Origin of the sequence: Pseudomonas sp. SJZ079 (assembly GCF_007993865.1) — a bacterium.
Taxonomy (GTDB): Bacteria; Pseudomonadota; Gammaproteobacteria; order Pseudomonadales; family Pseudomonadaceae; genus Aquipseudomonas.
Map to the genome: position 1 here is coordinate 72,039 of NZ_VIUH01000009.1, position 13,450 is coordinate 85,488.

Sequence of the window (13,450 nt, forward strand, 5' to 3'; positions counted from 1 at the left end):
TATTGCGGAGGTGGGCGATGGTCCGCTGGGGCTTGCTCGTACTGTTGTGTGCATTCGGCCTTTGCGTGCAGGCTGAACCCGGTACCGCGCAAGAGATTCGAGTGGCGGCCGAGGATTGGGAAGGGCACAGCCAGGCGGACGGTACAGGCCTGGCCTGGGATCTTTTGCATCAGGTGTTCGACCCCGAAGGCATTCAGTTGGTGAGCCTGAGCGTGCCCTATACGCGCTCGATAGGCTTGGTTCAGCGCGGCGATGCCGATGCCTGGGTGGGGTCCTATCTCGATGAGGTCGAGCACGGGGTGGTTTACCCACGCTGGCATTATGCGCTCGATGAGGTGTATGCCTTGGGCATGGCTGAGCAACCGCTGCCGAGCCTGAAAACACTCGGTGATTATCGTCTGGTGTGGATGCACGGCTACAAATACCAGCGTTACCTGCCCAGCGCTCGGCGCTATCGAGAAATTCAACGACGCAGTGGGATTCTCGACATGCTCAGGCAGGGACGCGCGGATTTTTATATCGATGCGCTCCCCGAGCTGGAGGCGGTGTACCACGCTGCCGCGGATCCGACGCGTTACCGCATGACCAAACTGACCAACTTGCCTATGTACCTGGGGTTTGCCGATAACCCGCGTGGTCGCGCACTGGCGCTGCTCTACGACCAGCGCATGGACGTACTGGTCAAAAACGGCAGCCTGCGACCGCTGTTCGCCCATTGGCAGCAACCCTATCCCTTCGATTAAGGACGACGAGAAGCCCTATGCATGGACTGAAATTACTCTGCGCCAGCCTGTTGCTGGTGGCCATGGCACAGGCCTGGGCAGCGCCTCAGGTGCGGGTAGTCGGCCTGTTCCCCGGTGCGGCGGTGCTCAATGTCGGTGGTCAGCGCAAGCTGGTGAAGGTCGGTCAGACCGGTCCGGGTGGCGTGCTGGTGGTCAGCGCCGACAGCCGCGGTGCGGTGCTTCGCGTCGACGGGGTGGAGCGCGCCTATGGTCTCAGTCGTGAATACAGTGGCGGCTATGCCGAGCCGAACAAGCAACAATTGAGCGTGGCCAAAGGCGTCGGCGGGCACTACTGGGTCGCCGGCTCGGTGAACAGTCAGCCGATGCAGTTCCTGGTCGATACCGGCGCGACCTCGATTGCGCTCAACGACGGCCATGCCAGACGCCTGGGTATCGACTATCGCGTGGTGGGTCGACCCATGCAGGTCAGCACGGCCAGTGGCACGGTGCGCGGCTGGAAGGTCGATCTCAATAGCGTCAAGGTCGGCACCCTGGAAGTGTTGGGCGTCGAGGCCGTGGTGCTGGAAGGCGGCTCGCCGACCGAGGCGCTACTGGGCATGAGCTTCCTCAGCCGCATCGGCTGGCGCGTCGAGCAGGATGTGCTGATGCTGGAGTCCAAGCACTGACGGGCCGCGCAGCCGACGGTTTCGATCCTTATCATCGGTAATTCAGGCTGACCTGCCGATGGGGGCTGCTGTTACAATGCCGCCCTTGTGTTTTTCCCCTGTCCTTATCTATTTAGGAGCATCCGGTGCCTGTCGTATTCGTCGCCGCCTCCCAGCTGCCTACACCCTTTGGCGTGTTCACCATGCATGGCTTTCTAGAGCAGGCCACTGGCAAGGAACACGTCGCGCTGACCTTCGGCGATGTTGCCGATGGTCAGCCGGTGCTGGGCCGTATGCACTCCGAGTGCCTGACCGGCGATGCCCTGTTCAGCCTGCGCTGTGACTGCGGCTTCCAGCTCGAGGCCGCGCTGCGCGCGATTGCCGCCGAGGGTCGCGGCGTGCTGCTCTACCTGCGCCAGGAAGGCCGTGGCATTGGCTTGCTGAACAAGATCCGCGCCTACGAATTGCAAGATGGCGGCGCCGATACCGTCGAAGCCAACGAGCGCCTGGGCTTTGGCGCCGATCAGCGCGATTATGCGATCTGCCTGCCGATGCTCGAGCACCTGGGCATCAGCTCGCTCAAGCTGATGACCAACAATCCGCGCAAGGTCAAAGCCCTGGGCGATATGGGCATTGCCGTGGCGAGCCGCGTGCCGCTGCAGATCGACCATAACCCGCACAACAAGAAGTACCTGGCCACCAAGGCGGGCAAGCTGGGCCACCTGCTCGGCAGCCTGCACCAGGGTGAGACCGAGGAAAGCCTGTGACCCGCAACCAGGTACGGCGTCGTCTGGCGCTGGCCTGGTGGGGGCAGCTGGTGCTGACCCTGGCGCCGCTGGTACTGCTCAATCTGCTGTTTGGCGCCGATCGGCAGCCCGGCATGCTGGTCATGCCGCTGTTCGTCGTGGGGCTGGCATCGATGTTCGTCAGCCTGCCGCTGTTCAGTGCCTACAAGCGGGCGCTGGTGGCCACCGAGCAGGCCCTGGATACGCCGCAAGAGGCAGAGACCTGGCAGGCGTTGGCCAAGCAGCGTCGCCTGGCCTTTCTCGGCGCCGGGTTGCCCGCCTGGATTGCCGCTGTCGCGGTATTCGTCGGGCTGGAAGCGATTCCGCTGCTGCTCCTGGGGCTGTCCAGCCTGGTTCTGCTCTACCTCTACCGTATCCCTCGCCAACTCGGCTGATGAACCGCCTCGGTCTCTGCCTGCTCGCGTTACTGGCCTGGCCGGCGCTGGCGGTCGAGCGGGTGGTCAGCCTGGCGCCTTCCTTGAGTGAAATCGTCCTGGAATTGGGCGCCGCCGACCTGCTGGTCGGCGTGCTGGATGGTGGCGAGCGCCCGCCCGGCCTGGCGCATCTGCCCTCGGTGGGGCGCTACGGCCAGCTGGAAATGGAAAGTCTGCTCAAGTTGCAGCCCGATCTGCTGCTGCTCTGGCCGGACAGCATCGGCCGTGCACAGCTCGAGCAGCTGCAGAGCTTCGGCATCCCCCTGTTGATCGCCGAACCGCACAGCCTGGACAATCTGGCCGAGCAGTTCGCCGAGATCGGCGCGGGCATTGGCCGCGCCGAGCAGGGGCAGCGTTTGCGCAGTCGCTTCAGCGAGCGGCTCAGGCAATTGCGCGTTCGCTACCGGCGCGAACGTCCGCTGCGGGTGTTCTACCAGATCTGGGACGTGCCGCTGTACACCATCGGCGGCCGGCAGATCATCAGCGATGCCTTGCGCCTGTGCGGCGCCGAGAACGTGTTCGCCGACCTCAGCCTGCCGGCGCCACAGGTCAGCGTGGAGGCGGTGCTGCAGCGCGACCCCGAGGTGATACTCGCCGGCAGCGGTGCGCAACTGGAACGCTGGCGCATCTGGCCGCAGCTCAGCGCGGTGGCGCGCAAGCAACTCTGGCAGGTGCCTGACAAGGGCCTGGAACGGCCGAGCTTCCAGATGCTGGCGGCGACCGAGAAGCTCTGCGAACAGCTGGCTAAAGCCCACTAAGAAGCCCCGCACGATGCGGGGCTTGCGTTGGCGCCCAACGCCGGATGTCCCACCGCGGCCCGGATGAAATCCGGGAACAGCGGTCGATCCAGTGTATGAATCCCGGGATTCTCTCCGGGCTACAGGGGCTCAGTTTAGAAGCGGTAGCCGACGCTCAGCTGTATTTCCTCTTCGGGTGCTGAATAGAGCGCCTTGTTGCCTGCAACGAAGTCACTTTGCCCGGCAAAGCTGTTGTAGCGTTTGCCGGTCAGGTTGTTGAGTCGCAGCCGGCTGCTGAACTGTCGGTAGTCGTAGCTCAGGCCTGCGTTAAACAGGCTGTAACCGCCTGTGCGTGGCAGGGTGTGGGCATCGTCGCTGGAGAGATAGCGGGGGCCGGTGTAGTTGGCTTCGAGATAACTGCTAAGCCCTGGCAGCAGCAGGTAGCTCAGGCTGAGACTGGCGGTATGTCGCGCGACCCAGGGCACGTCGTTACCCTTGAAGTTGCCGCCGCGATAGCTCGCATCGGTGAAGCTGTACTGCCCGTTCAGGGATAGACGCTCGCTGAGCTGACGCCGGCCTTCCAGCAGCAGGCCGTCGCGACGAGTGTCATCCAGATTGACGTTGGCGCCGGGGCCGAAGGGGCCAGGGGCTGCACTGTCGAAGGCGATCTCGTCATGCAGGTCGAGGCGATAGAGGCTCAGCTGGTAGCGCTGGATGGCATCCTGCCATTCGATTCCGCCTTCCCACGATACCCCGGTCTGCGGTTTGAGGAAGGTGGTGCCAGGCGCGGTAAAACCATTGTCGTCAACGTTGGCGAAGCGCAGTACATCTTCGCGCTTGAGGAACAGGCGCGTCTGGGTGCTGGCTTGCCAGCTGAGACCCAGGCTGCTGCTGTCCTCGTGATCGGTGTGGCGCAGGCCCAGGCCCTGGTTGCGGTCCTCTACTTCGCTGGCGCGATAGCCCAGGGTCAGGGTCAGGTCTTGGCTCAGTGGCTGGCTCAGCTGGCTGTACCAGTCGCGCATAGTCTGACGGAAGCGGGTCGTGCCGAAGGCCGAGGCGAGCTCGTAGTCGCTGCTGATGTGGTCGTGGCCGAGCAGCCATTCGCTGCGCCCAAGTGCGCTATCCCAGTGTGCGGTCAGGCGTGGGCTGAAGGTTTCTACGCGAGTGCCCTGGGTGAAGGCGCCCGAGAGGAAGCCTTTGGCATCGCTGTCGCGATAGCTGTAGTCGAAGTCGGCCGCCCAGTTTTCTGCCAGGGTCTGGCGGGCGGCGAAACGGTTGACCTGGGTCTTGCTATCGCTGAAGTCGCGCGGCTTGAAGCTGGCCTTGCGATCAGTGCGCTGCTGCGCCTCGGTCAGGGCGCCGGGTAGACGCAGCTCGTCATCGATAGTCTGGTATTCGGCGAGCAGCCAGCCGCCGTCGTGATCGTGTCGCAGACGGGCGAAAGCGTTGCTATAGCTGGCGTTATTGTTGTCGCGGTAGCCATCGGCGTGTCGTGCCTCGCCATTGGCGTAGAGCGAGAAGCCGGCGCCTAACTGGCGATAGGCATGGCCGCGATAGGCTTCCAGGTCATGGCTGCCGCGGCTGGTTTCCACGTAGGCCTCGTTCTCCCGCGGGGTGCGGGTGATGATATTGATGACACCGCCCACCGCTTGATCGCCATACAGCACTGTGCCGGCGCCACGGATGACCTCGATGCGCTGGATATTGCCCAGCGGCACGCTGTTGAGGTCTGCCGCTTGTTGGCTGGGATTGTTCAGGCGGCGCCCGTCCACCAACACCAGGGTGTTGTTTGCCGCGTTCTCGCCGAAGCCGCGCAGACTGATGGCGACCCGGTTACCATCGCCGAGAGTGTCTCTGATCTGCAGGCCGGCCTGGGTGCGCAATACCTCGACCAGATTGCTGGCGGCGCTGGTTTCGATCTGCTCGCGGGTTATCACTGCGACACTGGCCGGCGCGGGCTGTTGCAGCGGCGTGCCGCGGGTCACCACCAATGGCGGGGCCTGGTAGGGTTCGCTGGTTTGGGCGGCTAGGGTCAGGCTGGGCGCCATGGCAACAGCCAGGGCAATAGGGGGCAGCTTCATTGATCAATCCTCAAAAGGTAAACGTCTTTTGAGGAGGGCAGGGACAAGCACGGGCAAGCGGCGGGCAGCCAGCGCTTGACGGTGATGCCCTCCGCAACACCAGTCACATTGCGCCGAGGCAGGTCTCCGGGCTGCCGACTGTGGATTTCCCACCTTCCCAGGCGAGCCCAGTGGTGTGTCGGGAAATTCTGCATCTGTGCGGTTGGTGCACAAACGCCGTCGGTTACCGTTGCGGGGGCAGCGCGGGCCTTGCCGTTGCCTGTAGTGACAGCGGCGCACCTGCTTCCCTTTTCACGCGGCTGGTGTGGCCGCGACCTCGGACAAACAAAACGCCGCGCACCATAAGGGCACACGGCGGGTAAAGCAATTCGGCGGGCCATGTCAGCCCGGCAACAGTCAGTTGTTGAGCAGACTCAGGCGCTGGCGCACCGCGGCTTCGATCCCGGCTTCGTTCAAGCCGCATTCGGCGAGCATCTGCGCCGGCTTGGCGTGCTCGACGTAGTAGTCCGGCAGGCCCAGGTGCAACACTGGCTTGAGCAGGTTTTCGCGGGCCAGGAATTCGCTCACGGCGCTGCCGGCGCCGCCCATGATGCTGTTTTCCTCGATGCTCACCAGCAGCTCGTGGCTGGCCGCCAACTGGCGCACCAGGGCCTCGTCCAGCGGCTTGACGAAGCGCATGTCGACCACCGTGGCGTCCAGGCTTTCGCCGACCTTCAGTGCCTCGGCCAGTTGCACGCCGAATACCAGCAGCGCGACTTTTTGGCCCTGGCGGCGGATCAGCCCCTTGCCGATTTCCAGGGGTTCCAGGCCAGCCTCTATCGCTGCATTAGGTCCGCTGCCACGCGGGTAACGCACCGCTGCCGGGCCGTCGAACAGGTGGCCGGTGGTCAGCATGCGGCGCAGTTCGTTCTCGTCGCTCGGGGTCATCACCAGCATGCCGGGGATGCAGCGCAGGTAGGACAGGTCGAAGCTGCCGGCATGGGTCGGGCCGTCTTCGCCGACCAGACCTGCACGGTCGATGGCGAACAGCACGTCGAGGTGCTGCACCGCGACGTCGTGGATCAGCTGGTCGTAGGCGCGCTGGAGGAAGGTCGAGTAGATCGCCACCACCGGCTTGGCGCCGTCGCAGGCCATGCCGGCGGCCAGGGTCACGGCGTGCTGTTCGGCAATCGCTACGTCGAAATAGCGGTCGGGGAAGCGTTCGCTGAAGGCCACCAGGTCGGAGCCTTCCTTCATCGCCGGGGTGATACCGACCAGTCGCGGGTCCTGGGCAGCCATGTCGCACAGCCATTGGCCGAACACGCTGGAATACTTGGGCCCGGCTGGCTTCTTCGGTGCCGCCGCGGGGGCGTTGATCGGCTCCAGCTTGGTGATCGCGTGGTAGCCGATCGGGTCGACTTCGGCGGGGGCGAAGCCTTTGCCTTTCTTGGTGATCACGTGGAGGAACTGCGGGCCTTCCAGGTCGCGCATGTTGCGCAGGGTGGCCAGCAGGGTCGGCAGGTCGTGGCCATCGATGGGGCCGATGTAGTTCCAGCCGAGTTCCTCGAACAGCGTGCCGGGCACCAGCATGCCCTTGGCGTGTTCCTCGGTCTTGCGGGCGATTTCCCAGGCGCCGGGCAGGCGCGACAGCACCTTCTTGCTGCCTTCGCGCATGCTTGCGTAGGTGCGGCTGGAGAGCAGTTTGGCCAGGTAGTTGGACAGGCCACCGACGTTGCGCGAGATCGACATGTCGTTGTCGTTGAGGATCACCAGCATGTTGGCGGCGACGTCCGAGGCGTGATTCAGCGCCTCGAAGGCCATGCCGGCGGTCAATGCGCCGTCGCCTATTACCGCCACGCTTTTGCGGTTGCTGTTCTGCAGGCGCGCGGCGATGGCCATGCCCAGGGCGGCGCTGATCGAGGTACTGGAGTGGCCGACACCGAAGGTGTCGTACTCGCTCTCGCTGCGTCGCGGGAAGGCGGCGATGCCGTCCTTCTGACGCAGGCTGGCCATCTGTTCGCGGCGGCCGGTGAGGATCTTGTGCGGGTAGGCCTGATGGCCGACGTCCCACACCAGGCGGTCGTCCGGGGTGTCGAAGACGTAATGCAGGGCGACGGTCAGTTCGATCACCCCGAGGCCCGCGCCGAAATGCCCGCCGGTCTGGCCGACCGTGTAGAGCAGGTACTGGCGCAGTTCGTCGGCCAGGGTCTCCAGTTCGGCTTCGCCCAGGCGGCGCAGCTCATCCGGCGTGTTCGCGCGGTCGAGCAGGGGCGTCAGTGGGCGCTCGCGGGGAATCTCGTGGAAGGTCGTCGGCATCGGGCGGATCGTTATCGGCGCAAAAGAGGCGCAGTTTACCCGAAGCGCCGGGAACTGCCCAAACAAGCTGTGCTGCGCGTAGCCCGGATTGTATCCGGGCTACGGTGAGGGCCTTACCAGGTGTCGACGAAACTGCGCTTCCTACCCTCGCGCACCGCCGGGGCAGGCGTCGCGCTCAAACCGCGCAACAGCCAGCTGCGGGTCTCCTGCGGGTCGATCACCGCATCGATCTCCAGGTAGCTGGCCATGTTGATGGCCTTGCCGCTCTGGTAGGCCTTGGCCAGCAGTTTGTCGAACAGCGCCTTTTGCGCATCGGGGTCTTGCTGGGCCGCCAGTTCCTTGGCGAAGCCCAGACGCACCGCGCCCTCCAGGCCCATGGCGCCAAACTCACCGCTGGGCCAGGCGATGGTAAACAGCGGCGAATGGAAGCTGCCGGCGGCCATCGCCTGCGCACCCAGGCCGTAGCCCTTGCGCAGCACTACGGTGAAAAACGGCACGCTGAGGCTGGCGGCGGCGACGAACATGCGTGACACGTGGCGCACCGTGGCCTGTTGCTCGGCCTGCGGGCCGACCATGAATCCGGGGGTATCGCACAGCGACAGCATGGGGACAGCGAAGGCGTCGCACAGCTGCATAAAGCGCGCGGCCTTGTCGCCGGCCTGGGCGTCGATGGCGCCGCCGAGGTGCGCGGGGTTATTCGCCAGCAGGCCGAAGGGCCGGCCCTCGATGCGAATGAAGGCGGTGATCAGCCCGGGCGCGAACTGGCGGCGCAGCTCCAGCACGCTGTCGCTGTCGGCCAGAGTGTCGATCAGCTGGCGGATGTCGTAGACGCGCAGGCGGTTCTGCGGAATCAGCTGGCGCAATTGGCGTTGGTCGGCGCACTGCCAGTCATTCAGAGGCCCCTGAAAATAGCTCAGGTACTGCTGGGCTACGCGCACGGCGTCGGCTTCATCGCGCACCACTACGTCGATGACTCCGTTCGGTGCCTGCACGCTGACCGGGCCGACCTGCTCCGGGGTGAAGCGGCCGAGGCCACCGCCTTCGATCATCGCCGGGCCGGCCATGCCGATGCTCGCGTTTTCGGTGGCGATAATCACATCGCAACAGCCCAGCAGGGCGGCATTGCCGGCGAAACAACGCCCGGAGACCACGCCGACCAGCGGCACCAGCCCGGACAGTTTGGCCATGCCGACGAAGGTGTGGCAGTCGAGCCCGGCCACGCCGACGAAATCGGTGTCGCCGGGGCGACCGCCGCCACCCTCGGCGAACAGCACCAGCGGCAGGCGCCACTGTGCGGCCAGGTTGAGCATGCGGTCGGTCTTCTTGTGATTCATGATTCCCTGGGTGCCGGCGAACACCGTGTAGTCGTAGGCGATGGCCATGCAGCGCGCGGCCTGATCGCCAAACGCGGCGGCGTTGACCGTGCCGATACCCGTCACCAGACCATCGGCCGGGCTCAGTTCGAGCAGCTCCTCTGGCGTGCGCCGGCGGCGCTGGGCGGCCAGGGCCAGGGCGCCGTATTCGATGAAGCTGCCGTCATCGAGCAGTTCCGCGAGGTTCTCCCGGGTGGTGCGCTGGCCGGTCTTGCGCCGTTTGGCCACGGCCAGTGGGCGGCGCTCGTCGCGGGTAATGGCATGCCGCTCCAGTACTTCGGCGAGGTCGGCGCGGATATGCTCCAGATCCAGGCTCTCCTCGCTGTGCAGCTGGGCGCCGCTGACCTCGGCCGGCTCGATGAACAACAAGGCCTGGCCTTCGCCGACCGGACTGCCCGGCTGCACGGCCAGGGCGCGGACGATGCCGCTGTGGCTGGCCTTGACCACGAACTCCATCTTCATCGCCTCGAGCACCGCGATGCTTTGGCCGACGGCAATGGCATCGCCCTCGGCCACCTCCAGGTTGACCAGTACGCCGGTACTGGGGCTGGTCAGCGGCAGCGTGCCAGGCGGGGCATCGACACTGCTCGGCGGAACGCTGGCGCTAGCCGGCGATTGGGCGAAATACAGGTGCGCATGGGCCTGCTGCTGCGGCGTCAGCAACGACTCCAGCTGGCCTTCCACGAAGCGGGTGTTGACCTGGTAGGCGGCGATCTGCGGCAGGCGCAGCAGGTTCTGCAGCAGGTGCAGATTGCTGGCCACGCCCTCCAGGCGGAACTCGCACAGCGCGCGGTAGGCGCGGCGCAGGGCGCTGGGGTAATCCGCCGCGTGAGCGATCAGCTTGGCCAGCAGCGAGTCGTAGCTGGGGTTGACCGGGTAGCCGGCGTAACCATAGCCGTCGACCCGCAGGCCCAGTCCGCTGGGCGGCTCATAGGCACTCAGGGTGCCCACGGCCGGGCGAGTACTGCCGTCGGCGTGCAGGGTTTCCAGATTGATCCGCAGCTGCAGGGCACAGCCTTGCAGCGCGGGTGCCTGCTCCAGGCCGAGCTCGGCCAGGCTGGCACCGGCGGCCAGGCGCAATTGACTGTGCAGCAGGTCGACGCCGGTGACCTGCTCGGTGACGGTGTGTTCCACCTGAATGCGCGGGTTGGCTTCCATGAAGTAGAACAGTTCGGGCCGATCGCCATCGAGCAAGAACTCGAAGGTGCCGAGCCCCTGGTACTTGACCTCGGCGGCCAGGGTCAGCGCGGCGGCGATCATCCGCTCGCGGGTGGCGTGCGGCAGGTGCGGGCTGGGGGCGATTTCCACCAGCTTTTGCTGGCAGCGCTGCAGGCTGCAATCGCGCTCCCACAGATGGCTGGCCGCGCCCGTGCCGTCGCCCAGGACCTGGATCTCGATATGCCGGGCGTTGCTCAGCAGTTGCTCGACGTAGAGCGCGTCGAGGCCAAAGGCCGCGCGGGCTTCCGATTGGCAGCGGGCATAGGCCTGATCCAGCGCCGCCTCGTCGAACACCGCGCGCATGCCGCGGCCGCCACCGCCGGCCAGCGCCTTGAGCATCACCGCGCCGCCGCTGCCGAGGCTGCGCAAATACTCGCGAGCCTCGTCCAGGCTGACCGCGCGACTGATGCCGCTGACCAAGGGCACGTTACAGCGCTCGGCCAGGGCTCTGGCCTGGGCCTTGTCGCCAAACAGTTCGAGCACCTCGGCGCTGGGGCCGACGAAGCGGATGCCGGCGGCCTGACAACGGCGAGCGAACTCGGCATGTTCCGCGAGAAAGCCGTAGCCCGGATGAATCGCCTCGCAGCCTTCGGCCTGGGCGATGGCGATCAGTTGGTCCATATCCAGGTAGGCCGCTACGCCACGCCCCTTGAGCGCGACGGCGCGGTCGGCCTTGCGCACGTGCAGCGAAGCGGCGTCGTCCTCGGCGAAAACGGCGACTGAGCGGATGCCCAGCTCGGCGGCGGCGCGGGCGATACGGATGGCGATCTCGCCACGGTTGGCGATCAGCAGGGCAGAAAAAGGCATGGCCACTCCACAGGCGTTTAGTCTGCGAGCCATCTTAGGCGCTCTACGGACAGGGTAAATGAAGCCTCAGCGGCCAGCGGTTGGGCTATTAGTCTGGGTGATGGTGGAGGTCATTGGTTGGGCAGCCCGGATGTATTACCACCGCCATCCGGGCGTGACCTGGATTACCCGAGGCTAGCTGCGGCGTTCAACTATGTAGCGGGCCAGTTCGCGCAACGGCTCGGCGGCGCTGTCGAACAGGCGCAGGGCATGCAGCGCCTGATCGCGCAGTTCCAGGGCGTAGGCCTTGGCGGCATCGAGGCCGAGCAGCGCCGGGTAGGTCGGCTTGTCATGGGCCTGATCCTTGCCTTGGGTCTTGCCCAGGGTGGCGGTGTCGCTCTCCACATCGAGGATGTCATCCTGCACCTGGAACGCCAGGCCAATGGCCTGGGCATAGGTGTGCAGGGCCCGCACGCTGCGCTCGTCGACGCGGCCACTGCACAGCGCACCGAGACGCACACTGGCTTCGATCAGCGCCCCGGTCTTGTGTCGGTGCATGGTTTCCAGCGCCGACTGGTCGAGTGTTTGGCCGACCGAGCCGAGGTCGATGGCCTGGCCGCCGACCATTCCGGCGGGGCCGGCGGCATGCGCCAGGCAGCTGATCATGCTCAGACGCAGCTCGGCGGAGTGCGGGTTGCAGTGGGCGTCGGCGAGCACCTCGAAGGCCAGGCTCTGCAGGCCATCGCCGGCGAGAATCGCCAAGGCCTCATCGAAGGCTTTATGGGTAGTGGGCTGGCCGCGACGCAGGTCGTCGTCGTCCATGGCCGGCAAGTCATCGTGCACCAGGGAGTAGGCGTGGATCAGTTCGACCGCACAGGCCGCACCATCGGCCTGCTCCGGCTCGCCGCCGAGGGCTTCGCAGGCGGCGTAAACCAGTAGCGGGCGTACCCGCTTGCCACCGTTGATCACGCTGTAGCGCATGGCCTGGTAAAGCCGGGCCAGTTCCGTGGGCGGGGCCGCAAACAACCGGTCCAAGGCCGCATCGACGCGGCTTTGGCTACGCGCCTGATAGGCCGCGATCATGCCTGTCGGTCCGCGTCGAAGGGGGCTTCCTCCAGCTCGCCATCGCGCTCCAGGAGGATCTGCACCTTTTGCTCGGCCTGGGCCAGAGCCGCCTGGCAGTCGCGGGTCAGGCGAATACCTTGTTCGAAGGCCGCCAGCGAATCTTCCAGGGTCAGCTCGCCGGTTTCCAGGCGTTCGACCAGGTTCTGCAGATCGGTGAGGGACTGCTCGAAATCGAGCGCAGCTTTTTTACGGGCCATGGCGGGCGTTCTCAGCGGGGTATCGGCGGGCTTGCAACCGGCGCGACACTAGCAGAGCCGCGCAGCTCGGGCAAATCAAGCCACTGTATACAGCGGCTGGCGTGAGGCTGTCAGCGCCTTGGTGCTGGGCTCAGGCGGCGAAATAAGTCGCCCAGAAATAATAGCCGGTCATACCGCTGCCTACCGCAATCACCAGGGCGCGCAACAGCTTGGGCGGCAGACGTTGGCCGAGGGCACCGCCGGCATAGCCGCCGAGGGTGGCGCCGCCCAGCAGGATCGCCAGCTCGTACCAGCTGACTCGCCCGGCGACCACGAAGGTCAGGGTGGCGACGCTGTAGATCACTGCCGAGATCAGGTTCTTCAGGGCGTTGGCGCGGGCCAGTGGATGACCTTCGATGGCGAAGGCCGCCAGCTGCAGGATGCCCATGCCGGCACCGAAATAACCGCCGTAGATCGAGACCCCGATGTGGGCGCCGAGCGACCAGCGGCTGTGCGGCGGTTGCGCCGCGGGTGCGCGGCGTGCCGCCAGCGCGCGACTGAGCCAGGGGCTGGCGGCGAACAAGGCGGTGGCCGCCAGTAGCAGCCAGGGGATCAGCCCGCGAAAGAGCTCATCGCCGCCGGCCAACAGCAACAGGCCGCCGAGCAGGCCACCACAGAGGCCGGCGAGCAGCAGCGGTATCAGATAGCGGCCGAGCGGACGCAGCGAGGCGCGTGCGGCCCAGGCTCCGGCCAGGCTGGCGGGCCACAATGCCACGGCATTGGTGGCATTGGCCGTGACCGGCGGCAGACCGGCGGCGAGCAACGCCGGGAAGGAAAAGAAGGTGCCGCCGCCCGCCAGGGCGTTCATGCCGCCAGCGGCGAAGCCGGCAAGCACCAGCAACAACATATCGAACAGGCTCATGCTGCGATCCGTGCAAAAAGAGGGCAGCTTACGCGGCGCACCGAAAACGGCCAAGTCGACCAAGGTGGCGGGCTGAGCATCGGTTTCGCCATTGTGCATGATCTGCGGGCATTAAAAAGCCGGCTTGTGGC

11 protein-coding genes and 1 riboswitch are annotated in these 13,450 nt (G+C 65.8%); of the genes, 5 read left to right on the forward strand and 6 right to left on the reverse strand.

Going from position 1 to position 13,450, the window contains the following annotated elements; all coding sequences use genetic code 11:
* The first annotated feature begins 17 nt into the window (after window positions 1-17).
* From FBY03_RS10660 to FBY03_RS10680, 5 genes are all read left to right on the forward strand, one after another.
* Complete coding sequence (locus FBY03_RS10660; RefSeq protein WP_147172221.1) at window positions 18-743, forward strand: transporter substrate-binding domain-containing protein; 726 nt, start codon at window positions 18-20, stop codon at window positions 741-743.
* A 17-nt stretch (window positions 744-760) separates the two neighbouring features.
* Window positions 761-1,408: a TIGR02281 family clan AA aspartic protease gene (locus FBY03_RS10665; protein WP_147172224.1), complete on the forward strand. Its 648-nt coding sequence runs from the start codon at window positions 761-763 to the stop codon at window positions 1,406-1,408.
* A gap of 125 nt (window positions 1,409-1,533) precedes the next feature.
* Complete coding sequence (gene ribA, locus FBY03_RS10670; RefSeq protein ID WP_147172226.1) at window positions 1,534-2,154, forward strand: GTP cyclohydrolase II; 621 nt, start codon at window positions 1,534-1,536, stop codon at window positions 2,152-2,154.
* Window positions 2,151-2,567 carry an MFS transporter gene (locus FBY03_RS10675; RefSeq protein ID WP_147172228.1) on the forward strand — a complete coding sequence of 139 codons (417 nt, stop codon included), beginning with the start codon at window positions 2,151-2,153 and terminating at the stop codon, window positions 2,565-2,567. The genes ribA and FBY03_RS10675 overlap by 4 nt, the downstream gene beginning before the upstream one ends.
* On the forward strand, window positions 2,567-3,364 hold the full coding sequence (locus tag FBY03_RS10680; RefSeq protein WP_147172230.1) for a cobalamin-binding protein: 798 nt from the start codon (window positions 2,567-2,569) through the stop codon (window positions 3,362-3,364). Before FBY03_RS10675 ends, FBY03_RS10680 begins: the two co-directional genes overlap by 1 nt.
* Before the next feature lie 134 nt (window positions 3,365-3,498).
* Here the strand turns inward: FBY03_RS10680 and FBY03_RS10685 are convergent, their stop codons facing one another.
* The 6 genes from FBY03_RS10685 to FBY03_RS10710 all read right to left on the reverse strand — a co-directional run bounded on the left by FBY03_RS10685 (window position 3,499) and on the right by FBY03_RS10710 (window position 13,319).
* Window positions 3,499-5,424 (reverse strand): TonB-dependent receptor, encoded by a 1,926-nt coding sequence (locus FBY03_RS10685; RefSeq protein ID WP_147172232.1) that lies wholly within the window; start codon window positions 5,422-5,424, stop codon window positions 3,499-3,501.
* 99 nt (window positions 5,425-5,523) lie between these two features.
* Window positions 5,524-5,758: riboswitch (cobalamin riboswitch) on the reverse strand.
* 62 nt (window positions 5,759-5,820) lie between these two features.
* Window positions 5,821-7,719, reverse strand: coding sequence for a 1-deoxy-D-xylulose-5-phosphate synthase (gene dxs / locus FBY03_RS10690; protein ID WP_147172234.1), 1,899 nt, complete (start codon window positions 7,717-7,719; stop codon window positions 5,821-5,823).
* A 113-nt stretch (window positions 7,720-7,832) separates the two neighbouring features.
* Entirely contained in the window at window positions 7,833-11,123 is a 3,291-nt protein-coding gene (locus FBY03_RS10695; RefSeq protein ID WP_147172375.1) for a carboxyl transferase domain-containing protein, read from the reverse strand.
* Between the two features lie 168 nt (window positions 11,124-11,291).
* The gene (ispA, locus tag FBY03_RS10700; RefSeq protein ID WP_147172236.1) at window positions 11,292-12,179 is read right to left on the reverse strand and encodes a (2E,6E)-farnesyl diphosphate synthase; all 888 of its coding nucleotides are present in this window, start codon (window positions 12,177-12,179) and stop codon (window positions 11,292-11,294) included.
* Window positions 12,176-12,418 carry an exodeoxyribonuclease VII small subunit gene (locus tag FBY03_RS10705; protein ID WP_147172238.1) on the reverse strand — a complete coding sequence of 81 codons (243 nt, stop codon included), beginning with the start codon at window positions 12,416-12,418 and terminating at the stop codon, window positions 12,176-12,178. Before FBY03_RS10705 ends, ispA begins: the two co-directional genes overlap by 4 nt.
* A 130-nt stretch (window positions 12,419-12,548) precedes the next feature.
* Window positions 12,549-13,319, reverse strand: coding sequence for a sulfite exporter TauE/SafE family protein (locus FBY03_RS10710; RefSeq protein WP_147172240.1), 771 nt, complete (start codon window positions 13,317-13,319; stop codon window positions 12,549-12,551).
* Window positions 13,320-13,450 lie beyond the last annotated feature (131 nt).

Coding starts and splice junctions, on each gene's coding strand:
- FBY03_RS10660 (WP_147172221.1), top strand. CDS start 18: ATGGTCCGCTGGGGCTTGCTCGTACTGTTGTGTGCATTCGGCCTTTGC.
- FBY03_RS10665 (WP_147172224.1), top strand. CDS start 761: ATGCATGGACTGAAATTACTCTGCGCCAGCCTGTTGCTGGTGGCCATG.
- FBY03_RS10680 (WP_147172230.1), top strand. CDS start 2,567: ATGAACCGCCTCGGTCTCTGCCTGCTCGCGTTACTGGCCTGGCCGGCG.
- FBY03_RS10685 (WP_147172232.1), bottom strand. CDS start 5,424: ATGAAGCTGCCCCCTATTGCCCTGGCTGTTGCCATGGCGCCCAGCCTG.
- dxs (WP_147172234.1), bottom strand. CDS start 7,719: ATGCCGACGACCTTCCACGAGATTCCCCGCGAGCGCCCACTGACGCCC.
- ispA (WP_147172236.1), bottom strand. CDS start 12,179: ATGATCGCGGCCTATCAGGCGCGTAGCCAAAGCCGCGTCGATGCGGCC.
- FBY03_RS10705 (WP_147172238.1), bottom strand. CDS start 12,418: ATGGCCCGTAAAAAAGCTGCGCTCGATTTCGAGCAGTCCCTCACCGAT.
- FBY03_RS10710 (WP_147172240.1), bottom strand. CDS start 13,319: ATGAGCCTGTTCGATATGTTGTTGCTGGTGCTTGCCGGCTTCGCCGCT.